Origin of the sequence: Mucilaginibacter ginsenosidivorans (genome assembly GCF_007971025.1) — a bacterium.
GTDB classification, from domain to species: Bacteria; Bacteroidota; Bacteroidia; order Sphingobacteriales; family Sphingobacteriaceae; genus Mucilaginibacter; species Mucilaginibacter ginsenosidivorans.
Genome location: NZ_CP042436.1, coordinates 4,450,859 through 4,467,031, shown reverse-complemented (window position 1 = coordinate 4,467,031; position 16,173 = coordinate 4,450,859). Strand labels below are relative to the sequence as shown.

12 protein-coding genes are annotated in these 16,173 nt (G+C 45.7%); 9 read left to right on the top strand and 3 right to left on the bottom strand.

Going from position 1 to position 16,173, the window contains the following annotated elements; translation table 11 throughout:
• Positions 1-19: 19 nt before the first annotated feature.
• The 3 genes from FRZ54_RS20290 (at position 20) to FRZ54_RS20280 (ending at position 2,260) form a co-directional block, all read left to right on the top strand.
• On the top strand, positions 20-664 hold the full coding sequence (locus tag FRZ54_RS20290; protein WP_147033639.1) for a hypothetical protein: 645 nt from the start codon (positions 20-22) through the stop codon (positions 662-664).
• Positions 645-1,406 (top strand): sensor histidine kinase, encoded by a 762-nt coding sequence (locus FRZ54_RS20285; RefSeq protein WP_147033638.1) that lies wholly within the window; start codon positions 645-647, stop codon positions 1,404-1,406. The genes FRZ54_RS20290 and FRZ54_RS20285 overlap by 20 nt, the downstream gene beginning before the upstream one ends.
• A 245-nt stretch (positions 1,407-1,651) precedes the next feature.
• A complete protein-coding gene (locus FRZ54_RS20280; RefSeq protein ID WP_147033637.1) occupies positions 1,652-2,260 on the top strand; it encodes a GIN domain-containing protein in 609 nt (202 codons plus the stop codon).
• Positions 2,261-2,458: 198 nt separating this feature from the next.
• On the opposite strand, the gene FRZ54_RS20275 is transcribed toward FRZ54_RS20280, so the two are convergent.
• Both FRZ54_RS20275 and FRZ54_RS20270 read right to left on the bottom strand, forming a co-directional pair.
• The gene (locus FRZ54_RS20275) at positions 2,459-2,815 is read right to left on the bottom strand and encodes a helix-turn-helix domain-containing protein (protein ID WP_147033636.1); all 357 of its coding nucleotides are present in this window, start codon (positions 2,813-2,815) and stop codon (positions 2,459-2,461) included.
• A 263-nt stretch (positions 2,816-3,078) separates the two neighbouring features.
• Entirely contained in the window at positions 3,079-3,447 is a 369-nt protein-coding gene (locus FRZ54_RS20270; protein ID WP_147033635.1) for an iron chaperone, read from the bottom strand.
• A gap of 282 nt (positions 3,448-3,729) precedes the next feature.
• On the opposite strand from FRZ54_RS20270, the gene FRZ54_RS20265 reads away from it, so the two are divergent.
• The 6 genes from FRZ54_RS20265 (at position 3,730) to FRZ54_RS20240 (ending at position 10,194) form a co-directional block, all read left to right on the top strand.
• A complete protein-coding gene (locus FRZ54_RS20265) occupies positions 3,730-4,356 on the top strand; it encodes a GIN domain-containing protein (RefSeq protein ID WP_147033634.1) in 627 nt (208 codons plus the stop codon).
• Between the two features lie 179 nt (positions 4,357-4,535).
• Positions 4,536-5,258, top strand: a complete 723-nt coding sequence (locus FRZ54_RS20260) for a head GIN domain-containing protein (RefSeq protein ID WP_147033633.1) — start codon at positions 4,536-4,538, stop codon at positions 5,256-5,258.
• 247 nt (positions 5,259-5,505) lie between these two features.
• Positions 5,506-6,852, top strand: a complete 1,347-nt coding sequence (tig, locus tag FRZ54_RS20255) for a trigger factor (RefSeq protein ID WP_147033632.1) — start codon at positions 5,506-5,508, stop codon at positions 6,850-6,852.
• A gap of 253 nt (positions 6,853-7,105) precedes the next feature.
• A complete protein-coding gene (clpP, locus tag FRZ54_RS20250) occupies positions 7,106-7,825 on the top strand; it encodes an ATP-dependent Clp endopeptidase proteolytic subunit ClpP (protein WP_147033631.1) in 720 nt (239 codons plus the stop codon).
• Positions 7,826-7,915: 90 nt separating this feature from the next.
• The gene (clpX, locus tag FRZ54_RS20245; protein ID WP_147033630.1) at positions 7,916-9,154 is read left to right on the top strand and encodes an ATP-dependent Clp protease ATP-binding subunit ClpX; all 1,239 of its coding nucleotides are present in this window, start codon (positions 7,916-7,918) and stop codon (positions 9,152-9,154) included.
• Between the two features lie 185 nt (positions 9,155-9,339).
• Complete coding sequence (locus FRZ54_RS20240; protein WP_147033629.1) at positions 9,340-10,194, top strand: AMP nucleosidase; 855 nt, start codon at positions 9,340-9,342, stop codon at positions 10,192-10,194.
• A 77-nt stretch (positions 10,195-10,271) separates the two neighbouring features.
• Here the strand turns inward: FRZ54_RS20240 and FRZ54_RS20235 are convergent, their stop codons facing one another.
• Positions 10,272-16,151, bottom strand: a complete 5,880-nt coding sequence (locus FRZ54_RS20235) for an alpha-2-macroglobulin family protein (RefSeq protein WP_147033628.1) — start codon at positions 16,149-16,151, stop codon at positions 10,272-10,274.
• Between the last annotated feature and the right edge of the window lie 22 nt (positions 16,152-16,173).

Genomic DNA, 16,173 nt, shown 5'->3' with positions numbered 1-16,173 from the left:
AGCTAATTTGAATTGGGGGATGAAGCATTTATATGTTACAGTCTTTGTACCTGCTACCGTAATCATCCCGCTGGCTACAGGATTGATACAAAAAAGTTATAAAAATAGGAAGTTAGAAATTATTTATTGGTACTTGCTATTTGGGGGAGTTATGGACGTTTTAGAAAGACTTTTGGGTATTAGGGATATAAATAACTTGCCGTTGCTTCATCTTTATACTATGGCTGAGTTGCTGCTATTAGGTAGATTTTTTCAAATAATTTTTGACAATTCTTCGATCAGGCGGCTGATTGGAGTTGTTATGATAGGATTTTTGGTATTTGCAATTGTCGACCTGAGTTTTATTCAAAGCATCTACCGTTTCAATTCTTATCCGAGGTCGGTCGCAGCGCTGATCATCTCAGGCTTTTGCTTGCTTTATTTTTTTAAGCGAGGTGACTCTGATGATTCAAAATCGTGGGTCAAATATCCTTTAAATTGGATTACTACGGGATTGTTGCTCTATTTTGGCAGCTCCTTTTTTTTCTTTGCCTTTTTGGATGTTCTGTATGAGAAGGCAAGTTTAAAGGTGAACTTATTTTTCGGCACCGTTCACGCCACCCTCGTAATGGTGATGTACCTTTTGTTTACGGTAGGCTTTTTGTATGCCAAAAACCAGCGATAATCTGTTCGTATTGCTCCTAATTAGTATAGTGGGAGCCTTTTTGCTGATCGTTTCCTTCATCCTTTTACAAATACGCGCCCAAAACAGGGTGCTGAAAGAAAAAAGGAAACTGGCGGAGGCCGAAACACAGTACCAGAAGGACTTGCTGCACTCGGTGATCCGGTTCCAGGAGGACGACCGCAAGCGCATAGGCCAAAACCTGCACGACGATGTCGGCGGCCAGCTGGCAGTTTTAAGAATGCAGATGGACGACAATGACGGCAACGATGCCGGTGTTGCCGCTGTCGACAGGATAATCGAAAACGTACGAAACATCTCTCACAGCCTTTCACCGCAGTTCATCCCCGTGCTGCACTTGTGGGAGGTGGTTGAGCAATTGTGTGAAAACCTCGAGAAAGCAAGCAGGCTGCATGTGCAATTCACCAGTAGCGAAAGCGCGAGGTCGACACCCTGGGGACCTGATGTATCGCTGGCGGTTTACCGCGTATTGCAGGAATTGGTGAGCAACACCCTGAAACATTCCGGCGCAACGGCGATCAATTTAAATTTTGATGTAAAGGATGATAACCTGCTTATCAGCTATATCGACAATGGCAAAGGGATGGACGGGTTGAACCTAAAAAAGGGGATGGGCATGTACAATATTATAAGCAGGCTTCAAATGCTGCAAGCCAGTTGGAAAATGAACTCGCCCCGGGGGCAGGGCTATCATTTCAGTATGATTATACCGCCGCAGACTTAATAGTTACCCTGCTGTTACAGTTTCAATCAAATTGCTACCGTTAAATTTCCGTCATCGCTGGGCGCCCCCGCCAAGCTCTTTCATCACCCCAACTTTTCACCGACGATTACAGCCCGTTCACCGTGAAAATAAGGCCGTACATCTAATAGTCGGGTTTTGCCTGTAACGTTTATTCCGGCGTATCGTCTTATGGATGTATTTAAAAACAAAGAACATATATAATTCACAATCAGCATAATAAAACGATGAAAACTACAATCATAACACTCGCAACCATCGCCACCTTAGCATTAGGGATAGGTAATACATCATTCGCAGCCGACAAAGACGGGGCAGCAAATAAAAGCGAAGTAAGCACGGTGCTTACCACGGTTAACAAAATCAGTAAGATCGAAGTTCGCGGTAACGTTGAACTGTACGTATCTGACGGCGACGCCGACCAGGTTAAAGTTTACAACAAATACTACGAAGAAAGCGCATTGGTACAAAGTCAGAACGGCGTGCTGCGCATCTCTTCATACGCCGACCAGAAATTGGTGGTTTGGGTTAAATCCACCGACCTGCGTTCTATCAGCGCTTATGACAATGCCGAAGTAAAATCGTTTGGTAAGTTAAGCCCGATAGAGCTGAGTGTTAGCCTGCATAATGAGGCTTCGGCTAAATTAAACCTGGATGCTTACAGCGCCAATGTTACCCTTGCCGACCATGCCACCGCCGACCTTGCCGGCACCGCGAACGACATGACCCTGAAACATGACGTGGCTACCAGCGTAAATAAGGTAAACTTTACAGCAGTCCACATGACCGAGAACCGGAACGTGCCAGCCTATCAATTGGATATGGCTACTTTATAAGCAATCCCCTTTTACCCCGGTTGGGGGTACAAGTTCAGCATATATTTCAGAGAGAGCTATCTGTACAACGCAGGTGGCTTTTTTGTTGCACATAACATTGAGCCCCCGGGGCGCTCTGACAGGCGCGGAAAATGAGGTGACGATGAGGCGGGTCAGCAGGCGAACAACCTGCTGATCTTCCTCATGAAAGGTAGTGTTTTATTGGTTAACCGCTACTTTGTTAAGTTCTTCGTAAAGCTGTATTACCTTGCGCTGAAGGTATAAGATCTCTTTCTCGCATTCAGAAAGTTCCTTTTCAAGCTTTTCGAATTCGGGCGTAGGCATTGGCGCGGGTATCGCGTCGCCACCGAACAACCCTGGGAGGCCCACTTCAAAAAGGTGGGCTATCTGCTCAAGCCTGGACAGGTTTACATCCGTAACGCCGGTTTCGATCTTTGAATAGGCGGGGATGGAAATGTTCAGCCTCTCGGCTATTACCTGCTGGCTCCATTTGTTGTTTTCGCGCAGGCGCCTGATGTTGTTTCCAACAGGCGAGTTTGATTTACTTTTTGCCATTTTTTGGGGTACGTGCGATAATTTTTGGTCGATCAAATTAACTATCTGGTATTAAAGTAACCACAAGGTTATCTGCGGGTTAAATATAAGAAAAGCAAAAGTTAAAAAAGAAGCGTTGTGGATAAATAAATGTTTGATAAACAGTTCAGTGACAATTTCACCTCAAGGATAACTGGCAAATTAGCAGAAGCCAGGATAATGGAATTGGTGTTTTAACATCAAATGCCTGTTCATTACTATCTTTCTGGGGTATATAGACTATACTATTTCCCCCTAAGCTGTTCTGCTTTGAATTTCACCATCCGGGTAAGCAGATCCATTGGCAATGGCCTGCCGGCTGGTAACCTGATGGTCGATTTTGAGATATCGACGCCCGATAACTCGTCTTTAAAGGCTTCAAGTACCTTACCCGCATGGGGCAACGTAATGTGATAATGATTTTTGAACGCGGCAAAGTAAACCAGCTTTCCATTATAATCGAGCGCGGGCATCTGGTAGTGTATCAGCTCTGCCGCTCCGGGAACGGCCTGCTTAAAGGCCGTTCTGATAGTTTCGAGCTTTTGTTGAACATCTGCCGGAAATGAGGCTATGTATTGGTCTACCGTTTCGAATTTGATCTGGGAGCTTGTCATGGTAACACATTTTTCCGAATAAAGATACTATGAAGATGCAGCTTTCGTGACTGCCAAGAGCGACAATATTACGGTATCATTGCGACACGAGCCGGAACTGCCGCAATCCGGATGCTATTAGTCTGGCGCCAAAAATTTTCACCGACTGAAATCCCCGGTTTACCGAAAAAAAGCCCCTGTATAACTAATAAGGGCATTTTTGCTGTAACGACGCCCCCTTGCACATAGTCTTATGAGTGTAATTAGGAAATAAAAAACAACCGACTTTTAAATATTACTCATATGAAAACTAAAATATTTTCCCTGGTAGCAGTTGCAGCAATCGCACTCGGAATAGGAAACCAAGCATTGGCAGACGGCAAAAATGATTCAGTCGCCAAAAGCAATAACGAAGTAAGCACAGTGCTTACTGATGTATCAAAGATCAGCAAGATAGAAGTTCGCGGAAATGTTGAACTTTATGTATCGGACGGCGAAGCCGACCAGGTAAAGGTTTACAATAAATATTACGAACAAAGCGCCCTGGTACAAAGCCAGAACGGCGTATTGCGCATCTCGTCCTATGCTGATCAGAAACTGGTGGTTTGGGTTAAATCAGCCGACCTTCGCTCCATAACCGCTTATGACAATGCCGAAGTAAGGTCATTCGGCAAACTTTCACCACTCGACCTGACCGTAACTTTAAGCGACAATGCCTATGCAAAGTTGAAAGTTGATGGTTACGGCATGAATGTGATATTGAAGGGCCGCGCCAAAGCCGATATTGCAGGTAATGTTGAGCAAAGCAATCTGAAATGCGACCGTTCGGCTACTTTAAACAGCACCGAATTTGCAGCAGCTCACCTGGTAAGAACTATCGATGGTGTAGCAAAAAGTAACGCAAAAGCCGACGAGTTCGCAGGTTTATAATTAATCATCGCAAGAATTCAATTATATATGTTCAGAAAGCTGCCCGTATCCCAAAAGATCGGGCGGCTTTTTTTACTCAAACCAACCCTGATTCTTATAGCTCAAATCCAAATTAAAATATATATTTGATGTAACCGGTATAATTTCCTTATAGTCTAATACAACAAAACAACCCAATCATGAAAAAGATCTCTTTAATTCCTATAGCATTTATTTCGCTCCTTGCCATAGCCGTGCTGCCATCCTGCAGGTTCAGGTGTGTTAAGGGTTCGGGCAATCACGTTTCAGAGAACCATAAGGTGAGCGATTTTACCCGTATCAATGTGTCGGGCGGCTTTAAGGTAACCCTGAAACAGGACAGCAGCCTTAATGTAAATATCAACGCCGACGATAACCTGATGAAATATATCCATGTCGAATCGGACGGCGACGAATTGAAGATATATTATAAAAAGAATGTTTGCCCGAGCGGTCAGATGGAGATCAGTATCGGCGTTCACAACCTCGAAAAACTAAAAGGGTCGGGTGCAATTAACTTTTTATCGGACGGCAAGATCAATACCAAAGACCTTGACATCAAACTTAACGGCGCAAGTAATATTAATATGGACCTGTCGGCGGCAAACGTAAGTACTGAAAGCGCCGGGGCCAGCGAGATCACGCTCAGGGGCCAGGCAACCTCGCACCGAATCGAAATGACAGGCAACGGAACCGTGCACGCTTTTGACTTTGTGGTTGGTAAATATGAGGTGCGTACCACCGGCGCCAGCGATTGCGAGATAAATGTATTGAACGACCTGCAGGTAAGCTCTACCGGCGCTGCCGATGTGAAGTACAAAGGTAATCCAGCCAACGTAAATACTTCAAAAGTTGGCGCTGCTACCGTAACGCATGTAAACTGACACCGCTTTTCAACCCTCTTTACGTTTTGCCGTAAAGAGGGTTGGTAGGTGAAAGACTACAGGGGTGAGTGGCTACCCCGGCGAAAAACCGACCTTTGATGCGTATTGAAACAGGGCCCCCCAAAAGACATTCGCCTGACTTATTTTTTCCAAAAAATCTTCTTACCTTTGCCCCTCCAAAATCGGTTGTGTGCAAATGAATTAGCGCCCGGCCGTTTGAATTTTAAGTAAAAACACGCCGAAAAAGATGAATATTTCACAGGAAAAGATCGACAACCTGAATGCAGTTGTAAAAATCAATATCAAACCCGAAGATTACCAGCCACGGGTTGAAAAAGCTATACGCGATCATGCGAAGAAAGCCAAGATACCGGGGTTCCGCCCGGGTATGGTGCCGGCATCGCACATCAAAAGGATGTATGGCAAAAGCATTTTGGTTGACGAGGTGAACAACCTGCTTTCCGATACCCTGAATAACTATATTAACGAGCAGCAGCTTGAGGTATTGGGCCAGCCCCTGCCAAAAGCTGATGACAAGGAATATAACTGGGATTTTGCTGACGATTTTGAGTTCAATTATGAATTAGGTTTGGCTCCCGCGTTTGATATCGATTTTTCATCAAAAGATAAAGTGACCCAATATGTCATCAAGGCTGATGAAGAAACACTGGCTGCGCGTATCACCAACATCCGCAAAAGCTATGGCAAAATGACAAATCCTGACGTATCGGCAGACGGTGATGTGCTTTATGCCGAATTGGTGCAGCTTTCTCCGGATGGTTCTGTTTTTGAGGATGGCATCAGCAATACCACATCTGTTCGTTTGGACCAGGTGCAGGATGCGAAAGTAAAAAAATCGCTTATCGGCCTGAAAAAGGATGACGTGGTAACACTGGATATCCAGAAAGCTTACAACAACGATGCTGCCCGCATAGCCGCTATACTGAAGATAGATGAAGAAACGGCAGCTGAGTTGAAATCGAACTTCCGCCTGACGGTTAAAAATGTGAACCGTTTGGAAGAAAGCGATCTGAACCAGGAGTTCTTTGATAAATTATTTGGTGAAGGTAAGGTGACCACGGAAGAAGGTTTCAGGGATGAGATCACAAAGGAAGTGGAAGCCATGTACGCCCAGGATTCGGAACGCAAACTGCAAAACGACCTGTATAAGCTGGCCGTTGACAAAGCAAAATTTGAATTGCCCGACGAGTTCCTTAAACGCTGGCTGAAAGCTACCAATGAGAAACTAACCGACGAGGAATTGACAGGTGGCTACAATGATTTTGCTCAGAACCTGAAATGGACGCTGATCGAGAACAAGGTTATTAAGGATAATCAGATCGAGATCAAATACGAAGAGGTTTTCCAGGCTGCCAAAGCCCGGCTGGATGCCCAGTTCAGGATGTACAGTCCACAGCCTCTAAGCGAGGAGCAACTGGCGCAATACACCGTTCAATATTTGCAGAACAAGGAAGAAGCCAACAAGATATTTGAAGAAGTAAAGGCACTTAAAGTGCTTGATCATCTGAAAAGCATCGTCACCCTCGATCAGAAAGAGGTCACTTCAAAAAAATTCGCTGAGTTGGAGAAATAACCCCGGCTCCCTTTTCATTCTGAACGTAGTGAAGAATCTACTATGGATATTTATTTGTCGATAGATTCTTCGGTTCCCCAGAATGACAAAACAAAATAATTACTATAAACCAAAGCAACTCATCCGGGTTGCTTTGCTGTTTTAAAATACCCGCCTTATAATTTTTTACTTTTAAAAAACTTTGGTTGAATAATAATATTCAACTTAAAACTATATTTATCGCGATAAACCATAATAAAAGAAAGATAGAAAAATGAGTAATATTGATAAAAACGAGTTCAGGAAGTATGCTGTTAAGCATCATCGTATAAATAGCCTGTATGTAGATAAATTTATTAACAATGTTGAAAGAGCAAACATGCCGATAGGCATTGCTCCAACCGGGATGACCCCTTATATCATCGAAGAGCGCCAGCTGAACGTGGCCCAGATGGACGTGTTTTCTCGCTTAATGATGGACCGTATCATTTTCCTTGGCGATGCCATTTATGATAATATTGCCAACATAATCCAGGCGCAACTGTTGTTTTTGCAGTCGGCCGACGCAAAACGGGACATCCAGATCTACATTAATTCGCCGGGTGGATCGGTTTATGCTGGCTTAGGTATATATGATACCATGCAGTTCATCTCGAACGATGTGGCAACCATCTGTACCGGTATGGCGGCATCCATGGCGGCTGTATTATTGTGCGCAGGTACCAAAGGTAAAAGGGCCGCATTGCCGCATTCAAGAGTGATGATACATCAGCCATCGGGCGGCGCGCAGGGCCAGCAATCGGATATCGAAATATCATATCACGAGATCACCAAGCTGAAAAAAGAACTGTACCAGATCATTGCCGATCACAGCGGTGCGCCTTATGAAAAAGTTGACAAGGCGTCGGACCGCGACCACTGGATGACAGCTGATGAAGCGATTGATTTTGGTATGGTCGATGAGATACTGCGTGGCAATAATAGCAAAAAGTAATAAAACAACGGGGTCATTTACAACGTATTAATACTAAATAAGTGACCCCGAACGTTGCATTAATGCTGCCTTTTAAGTATATTTGATAAAATGAATAAAAATAGCAAAGAGATAAGATGTTCATTTTGTGGCGCCGGTAAACAGGATTCGCTCATGCTTATCGCTGGTTTGGATGCACATATTTGCGATAAATGTGTGAACCAGGCCAACGAAATATTGGCGGAGGAGCTGAAGGTGCGCAAGGTAAAAACATCCCCGTCGGCCCCTTCGTTGCTGAAACCATCCGAAATTAAGGCGCATCTCGACCAATACGTTATCGGCCAGGATGATGCTAAAAAGATCCTTTCTGTAGCCGTTTATAACCACTACAAGCGACTTAACCAGCGGGTGGACAAGGATGAGGTGGAGATCGAGAAATCGAACATCATCATGGTGGGTGAAACCGGTACCGGCAAAACCCTGCTGGCTAAAACACTTGCCAAAACGCTGAACGTTCCATTCTGCATTTGCGATGCTACCGTGCTTACCGAAGCCGGCTACGTAGGAGAGGACGTTGAAAGCATCCTGACCCGCTTATTGCAGGCTGCCGATTATGATGTAGCCGCTGCCGAAAAGGGCATTGTCTATATCGACGAGGTTGACAAGATAGCGCGCAAAAGCGACAACGCTTCCATCACCCGCGATGTATCCGGCGAAGGTGTTCAGCAGGCATTGTTGAAAATACTGGAAGGTACCATGGTGAACGTACCGCCACAGGGCGGCCGCAAACACCCCGACCAGAAGATGATCACCGTAAACACGAACAACATCCTGTTCATCTGCGGCGGCGCTTTTGATGGTATCGAAAAGAAAATAGCAGGCAGGCTGCGTACGCAAACCGTTGGTTACAAATTCAAGAACCACGATGGTGACGTCGATCTGAAGAACCTGTATAAATACATAACCCCGCAGGACTTGAAATCATTCGGTTTGATACCCGAACTGATAGGCCGTTTGCCCGTGCTGACGTACCTTAACCCATTAGACAGGGAAGCGTTACAAAACATCCTGACTGAGCCTAAAAACTCGTTATTAAAACAGTATAAAAAACTCTTCGAGTATGAAGGTGTAAAGCTGGAATTTGATGAGGAAGTGCTTGATTTCATTGTGGATAAAGCAATGGAATTCAAACTGGGTGCCCGTGGCCTGCGTTCTATCTGCGAAGCCATCATGATCGATGCCATGTTCGAGTTCCCGTCCAAAAAAGATGTTAAACGCCTTAATGTGACGATGGACTATGCAAGGGAGAAATTTGAAAAGTCGGACCTGAAAAAATTAAAGGTGGCTTAACAAAGCATAAATTTATAAATACGTATATTTGTACCGCAAGCCCTGGTGAAACACCGGGGTTTGTTGTATATATGCAAACCAACGTACGGGTGTCGTCCTGAGGCACTCGAAGGATGAGCGGAAAGGCCTTTGTCCGCATGTTTCGAGAACCTCAATAGCGCACCTCTGCCTTAATTCTACACACTATGAACGAAGAAAAAGACGTCAAAAAAGACACCCCCGAAACCGAAAAGCCCGCTGAAGTTTCTTCACCTGTAAAATCAGGATTGAAGACGAAAGAAGCTATAGTGGCCAACTGGCTGCCGCGCTATACCGGCCGGCCGCTGACCGATTTTGGCGAGTATATCATTCTTACCAATTTCTCCAAATATCTACAGCTTTTTTCCGAATGGAACGATAATACCCCGATAATGGGGCTTGATAAGCCAATGCAAACCGTCACGGCCAATGGCATCACTATTATCAATTTTGGAATGGGCAGCCCGGTAGCGGCCACTATTATGGACCTGCTGACAGCCATTAAGCCCAAAGCCGTTATATTTTTGGGTAAATGCGGCGGGTTGAAAAAGAAGAATAAGGTTGGCGACCTGATATTACCCATAGCAGCGATAAGAGGCGAAGGAACTTCTGACGACTACATGCCTGCCGAAGTTCCTGCTTTGCCTGCATTCGCCTTGCAGAAAGCTATCTCGACCACCATTCGCGATTTTGGACGCGATTACTGGACAGGTACCTGTTACACCACCAACCGCCGCGTTTGGGAACACGATAAAGAGTTTAAACAATACCTCAAAAAACTGCGCGCCATGGCTGTGGATATGGAAACAGCTACCATCTTCACCACCGGCTTTGCCAACAAAATACCCACCGGTGCCCTGTTGCTTGTGTCCGACCAGCCAATGATCCCGGAGGGGGTGAAAACCTCGGAAAGCGACTCGGCCGTTACAGAACAATATGTAGAAACACATTTGCGTGTTGGCATCGAGTCGTTAAAACAACTCATCAACAACGGGTTAACGGTTAAACATTTGAAGTTCTAAAATTAGTTCAACGGTTCATTAGTCCGCCCGTGCGTTAGTTCAATTGTTTATTAGCAATAAAATTTTCAACCAATGAACTAATGAACCAGTGAACCAATCTCTACTTTCTTCATCTCCTCCCTGCCATAAAACACCGGGAAATACATCATCTCGGCCTTTGCCGGGTTGATGTTGTAGATACCGCTGTAACGGGGCATCAGGTTCACGGTGAAGGTGTAGGTGCCTTGTTTCATGCTGCGGCAGAAGATGCTTACCCGGTCTTTAAAATATTCGCGATGTACCTCGTTGCCCCAGTTTTGCTCCTTGCTTTCGTATGAACAGCCCGCCGGTATCGGTATGTTGATCATCACATAATCGGCATCGCCGCGGGTGGTTACTTCCACTTTCAGTTCCACCGCTTCGCCGTCTTTTAATTTGGTTTGTTTGTCACCTTTTTTCTCAAACCAGCTATTGACCGTAAAATCCTTGCTTACTTTTTCGGGCTTCCTATTCCAGAACTGCTGGTAGCCGGTGATATAAACCGGGAGCGTACCTGTCTTCGCAACTTTCAGCTCGTTACCGGCAAAGGTAGCAGTATAAGGGAATTTGGTGACGGTCTCGTTCTTCGCACCCGATAAAGTTATCGACGCGGGTTTGATGCCCTTACCTTCAGTTAGCAGGTCGGGCAAAATATTTTCCAGTATCAGCGCCGACTCATAGGTATTGCGCCAGTCGCCGCCTTTACGCTGCTCCATAAAATATCCTCTTATTTTCGACAGTAGCTCCGGATACTTACCCTCATTTTTCAGGATACGATAAGCCAGTACACTCAGCTGAACCGAGTTGTCAAAAAAACGGTAACCTTCTTCGCCCCAATAAATATTACCGAACATGGTGTGCCGGGCCTTACCAACCAGGCTGTCAATTTTTACGGGAATGCCTGCCTGTTGTTTAACCAGCATCAGCCGCATCTTAGTATAGTCCGACGGATCTTTTTGCAGGCTGATCTCCTTACTGATAACAGCCACATATTTTTCGTAATCGGCTTTGGCACCCAGTTTTTTCAGCAGTTCAAGGCGGTAAAGGCGATCCTGCTGCTTATAGCTATCCAGTTGGTACAGCAGGTATTGTGTCAATTTTACTTTATCCAGTTGGGTAGTATAGCCATCGCTTTCCGCATCCAGCAAAGCCTCAACCACATGCAGGCTCACCCACATTTCTTCAGGTGTATCTTTCCACCACCCCCACGTGCCCTGGCTGTTGCGGCTCTGCTGAATTTTCTTGACGATCTCGGTAATATTCTTTCCATGTTCGAAGGGTTCATTCAAAAACTTTTTGATGCGCCGTTCGGTGAGCAGCCCGATCAATTTGGAAGCCAGCTGCTCGTTACACAAATACTGGTAGTTCCTCAACTTTTTTGTCTCTTCCAGCAATATTGGCAATACCGACGATTCTGCATGAAAAGTAACGGTACCCGAATTCGGGTTAAATTTCAGGCTGACCGTCGTGTCCTTTTCAAGCGCCTCAAAAACCCCTTTGGTTTCTTTGGTGCCCTGCTCCATCAAAGGTATTTTCCGCCTTTCGCCGTCGAAATAACCGTTATCCCGCTTGATGGTATATTCAAATGCCAGGCTATCTGTACCCTCGGCAGTGACACTCATGGTATCGATGTGCGAATTTTTTACCTGTAGAAGATCGTGCGTTACAGGTTTGCCGTTATAGACAAAGCTTCTTTCGATTTTTACCGTATCTGTCGTATAGTTCAGTACTTTGCCTATCACATGCAGTTCGTCGCCCCTCACGGCAAACTGGGGCGATACAAAATTAGCGCTTACCGGGCGATACGATTTGATCTGCTTCTCGCTGAAACCTGTTTGCTTTTGCCCGTTTATAGCCACCACAAAGGTGCGCCAGTTGGTAATGTCATCCGGAAATACCGAAACAAAGCTGGCCTTGCCGTTGGCATCCGTGGTCAGTTTAGGATGCCAGTAGGCATAATCCGAAAAGTTTTTACGCAAGCCCTGTGACCCTTCTCCCTGCTTCGTGGTATCTGCCGCCAGGCCGCTGTTTGATCTCTTTTTGGTATTGATAACAATCACCCCGTTCGCTGCCTGTGCACCGTAAAGCGCAGTGGCCGATGCATCTTTTAAAACACTCATTTCTCCTATGTCGTTTGGACTGATGCCTTTCAGATCTGCAACTATTTCCCCATCAACAACAATAAGGGGCTTGGCGCCGGACTTATCTGATATACCCCTGATGTATATAGTACTTCCGCCTCCAGGCTGTGCTTCAATTGTTACACCCGCGGCTTGTCCCATTAAGCCTTGCTCTGTGGTAGTTACAACTGCCATTGAATAAGTAACATCTTTTCTTCTAACGGTCGCATAACCTGTCACCACCACTTCTCCCAACATGTTTGGAGAAGATTTTAGGCTGATCTTTACAACTGTTCCTAGCTCTATTCTCACTTCCTGTGCATAGTATCCTACGAAACTTGCGATCAAATGCCCGGATGCAGGTACTTTCAGTCTGAAATGACCATTTACATCTGTGACAACGCCATGATTTGTCCCCTTCACTTTCACGGTACAACCCGGTATAGGTAGGCCGTCTTCATCGGCAATCACTGTTCCGCTCATCGAATCACCGAAGTTCGTCATGTCAAAATACCGGTCGTTGAAGGCCTCTTTTAATTTTAGTGCATCGTTCTGTACGTCGCTATCGCCTGATTTATAGGCGCTTGTCCGGTTGGTCATAACCTGGTTTATTTTGATACTGACGGAATCTCTTGGATGAACAGGCAGCACATCAAATTTGTACACCGACACCCCAAACGCCTTAACAACCACATCGTCCTTAATATCGTAGCTGTCACCTTTCAGCAGGAACAGCATGCGGTATTTGCCTGTCTTTAGCGGGCTGAACCTAATTGTATTGCCGGAATATACCTGGATAAAATCAGGATCGTCGTACCGGTACAGGATGATGTTTTTGATCAGCGGGCCCTTCTGGTTCTTATAATCGTTTACTGAGATCTCCAACCGGCCGGTGATCCTGTCACTAACGGGATCATTGATAAACAATTGCTGCGTATTGCTTTTCAGGTACAAGTACTGGTCCCAGATGCTGTCGGCCTCGTTGTGGGTAAACACATATTGGCCGTAATCGCTTGCCCCGTGGCCCAAAAACAAGGCTGTGCGGAAAGGGTACCGTGCAGGGATACTTTTCTGCTTCAGCAACCCCGGTTCAAACACATAGCTATAGTCCGGCTCAACCAGGAAACCCCTCGGTTTTTCGCCGGGTAAAAGCAGATCAGCATAGTTATAAGACAGCGGCCCGGTAAGTACCTGGTTATTGTTGCGGTAACCCGTGGTAATGGGGTTCAGTAATGTCAAATGATCGCCCTGTTGCAACAGGGCCAGCTTCCCATTAAAATTGTCGGTAATGGTAACCATGTGCTGGTCGATAAAATTAGCTTCATAGCGGTCGAGCGTATCGGCCATTTTTACAAAAGTGACCGCATGGTTTGATGTATCATCATTCAGGCTGATGATCAGTTTCCGGTAAGCATTAACCTGCACGCTATCCAGTTTGATGAACTGCGTAGTTGTCCTGAATTTCAGGTTATGTTTGCCCGGTTTTACCGCAAAGCTGTAACGCTCCATTTGCTGCGCCTGGTCAAAGTATACCGGCCGCTCATCAATAAAAAGGATATGCACCGGCTCGATATCCCCTTCTTTAATAACAAAAGGCGCTATCTGGGTAATAGTATCGTGCAGGGGTTCCTCGCTGCGGTATATCGGACGTGGATGGGTAAACTGGTAGTAGGCGATACTATCAAGCCCCATTTCGCGGCTCCATCGTTTCCAGTCAAGGCGGCGCGTGCCCGCGGTATTGTTGTTCGGCTGCAGGTATCGTTCGCGGTTGGTCCTGCGGTAATAATTTTCTTTGCCTAAGTAAGGTATAGAAGGTACGCGGTAATCGCTAAACTTGCGCGTAAGCGCCCAGGCAGTGATATCGGCATTAGCCACTGGTTTGCCTGCATTATCGGTCACTGCAATTTCCGAACGTACCTGTTGACCCGGATAAACGCTTATGGGCTGTTTCACATATACATTCAGCAGTTTATCCTGGTAGGGCACCGTTGTTTGTTCCGATTCATTTTTACCCGCCCAAATGTAGTTCACCACAAAATTGATATCCTTGGCCCCACGGTAAGCTCTCCTGTAAAAAAGGCTGCTGGTTTCGCCGGTTTCCAGCAGATCGTTACCTGCAAACACCGAGTACCAGAAATGCAGGTTGCGTTCGTTGGCAACTCTTACAAACAAAGAATCGGCGGTCCGGTAGCCAGACAGTGAAATGCCAGACTGGCTTTCTTTCAGGTCTACATCCATGTCGGTGCTGTCAGTTTCGATATTATAAGTTACAGCATTTGGATTGATGATGATCTTAGACGGAAGCACCACTTTCATTTTCGATAAGGTATCCTCCCCGCTAAGTGCGCTGATCAGCGCTTCGCCTTTGATCTCCTTACCCAATTTAAAATAGGATGAGACCAACGTATCGCCTTTTATCTCAGCCGATATGCGGTAGCGCTCGCAATTGTAGGTTACGCGGTTTTGGGTTGAATGCGACTCGTTATTGCTGTTCAAAAATTGAGCATGTATTTCGTAATCAAGGCTTGTCCTGGGAAATATCGAATCGGGGATGAGTACCTTCGTTTCGCCGGCAGGCTCCAATGTCAACTGGTGTACCCACAAGGTATCAGGCACAAAAAGCTTGGTCAAATGATTGTACTTAATCACAGGGTTTGTAAGCGTCAGCGTAACGCGACCGTCGCTTAAGGGCAGATCGTTCTCATCAGTCGCTTTCAGGTATACGGCCAGCGGATCACCTGTCCAATGCTCGGTTTTATCCAGCCGGGCGCTGAAGTTAACCGACCTTAGTTCATATTCTTCATACTTAAACTGAGCGGCGAAATAAACCTTGCGTCTGGCCATGGCTGCCTTATCCTCCTCATCGCTGTTGTCGTCATTCTGGCTGTATTTTGCGCTCGTAGGGTCTTCCAGGCTGATGGTATACTCTTCATCAAGGTCAAGGTCCAGCGTATCGCGCAGCACCACACTACCCTCGTAACCGCCATCGCGGTAGCTGTTCACATAACCGGTAATTACATCATCCACGTTATTCCGATCAAGAAGCCTTATCAGTACACGCGGGACCGTTATCGGCTTTTTGCTCTTCTTATTCATGATAAAAGCCTTAAACTTCACTGTATCGCCCGGCCTGTAAATGGCCTTATTGAAAATCATAAAGCCGGTGTAATGATCGTTGTAGCTATTGGGGTATTGGTAACCGTTGTAATTGTATTTGTTCTTATGCTGAAATAGCCGTTTAAAGCCGCACCACTTCGCCTTCAGCCAGTTACGATGATAGCTGCTTTCCTCTGTTATCCTGAAGAAATTTACCACACCCCGATAATCTACCCGGATAAGTTTTGCTTTTTTTGAGTTCCTGACGTGATATAAGCCGCTTTTACTATCAAAAGGTACCAGTTCATGTTTGATGTGCACCACCGCGTCGCTTACCCTTTCGCCCTGCCGGTTAACCAGTGAGAACGAAATATCCCCGGTATTATGAAGCAGCTTCAGGTCTGCCGAATGGTTTTCGATCAGTTTATATTGCAGCACATTCTTTTCTGCAAAAACCTTCAGGTAATTGCCCGACGGCAGATAATTGCGCCAGCGTTCATCTGTTTTAAATGAATCCACCAGCTTATGCATCATTTTTTCGGGCATCAGCTTTTCGGCCTTGCCGTAAAAACGCATCACCTCGTCTGGTTCCAGCTTGTAAATGAAGGTATAATAGCTTCTCTGGCGACTTGGCGTCAGCAATTTTTGCTGTGCGAAAATGCTGCTTTGCATCAGGGCGATAAATAGTAAAAGTGCTGTTGCTTTTTTGTAGAGGTGTGACATGGGAGTGCAGGTTTAATAAGCG

Bases quoted from the DNA above. Each gene is read 5' to 3' on its own strand.
- FRZ54_RS20260 (WP_147033633.1), top strand. From the start codon at position 4,536: ATGAAAAAGATCTCTTTAATTCCTATAGCATTTATTTCGCTCCTTGCC.
- tig (WP_147033632.1), top strand. From the start codon at position 5,506: ATGAATATTTCACAGGAAAAGATCGACAACCTGAATGCAGTTGTAAAA.
- FRZ54_RS20285 (WP_147033638.1), top strand. From the start codon at position 645: ATGCCAAAAACCAGCGATAATCTGTTCGTATTGCTCCTAATTAGTATA.
- FRZ54_RS20290 (WP_147033639.1), top strand. From the start codon at position 20: ATGAAGCATTTATATGTTACAGTCTTTGTACCTGCTACCGTAATCATC.
- clpX (WP_147033630.1), top strand. From the start codon at position 7,916: ATGAATAAAAATAGCAAAGAGATAAGATGTTCATTTTGTGGCGCCGGT.
- FRZ54_RS20280 (WP_147033637.1), top strand. From the start codon at position 1,652: ATGAAAACTACAATCATAACACTCGCAACCATCGCCACCTTAGCATTA.
- FRZ54_RS20275 (WP_147033636.1), bottom strand. From the start codon at position 2,815: ATGGCAAAAAGTAAATCAAACTCGCCTGTTGGAAACAACATCAGGCGC.
- FRZ54_RS20265 (WP_147033634.1), top strand. From the start codon at position 3,730: ATGAAAACTAAAATATTTTCCCTGGTAGCAGTTGCAGCAATCGCACTC.
- FRZ54_RS20235 (WP_147033628.1), bottom strand. From the start codon at position 16,151: ATGTCACACCTCTACAAAAAAGCAACAGCACTTTTACTATTTATCGCC.
- FRZ54_RS20240 (WP_147033629.1), top strand. From the start codon at position 9,340: ATGAACGAAGAAAAAGACGTCAAAAAAGACACCCCCGAAACCGAAAAG.
- clpP (WP_147033631.1), top strand. From the start codon at position 7,106: ATGAGTAATATTGATAAAAACGAGTTCAGGAAGTATGCTGTTAAGCAT.
- FRZ54_RS20270 (WP_147033635.1), bottom strand. From the start codon at position 3,447: ATGACAAGCTCCCAGATCAAATTCGAAACGGTAGACCAATACATAGCC.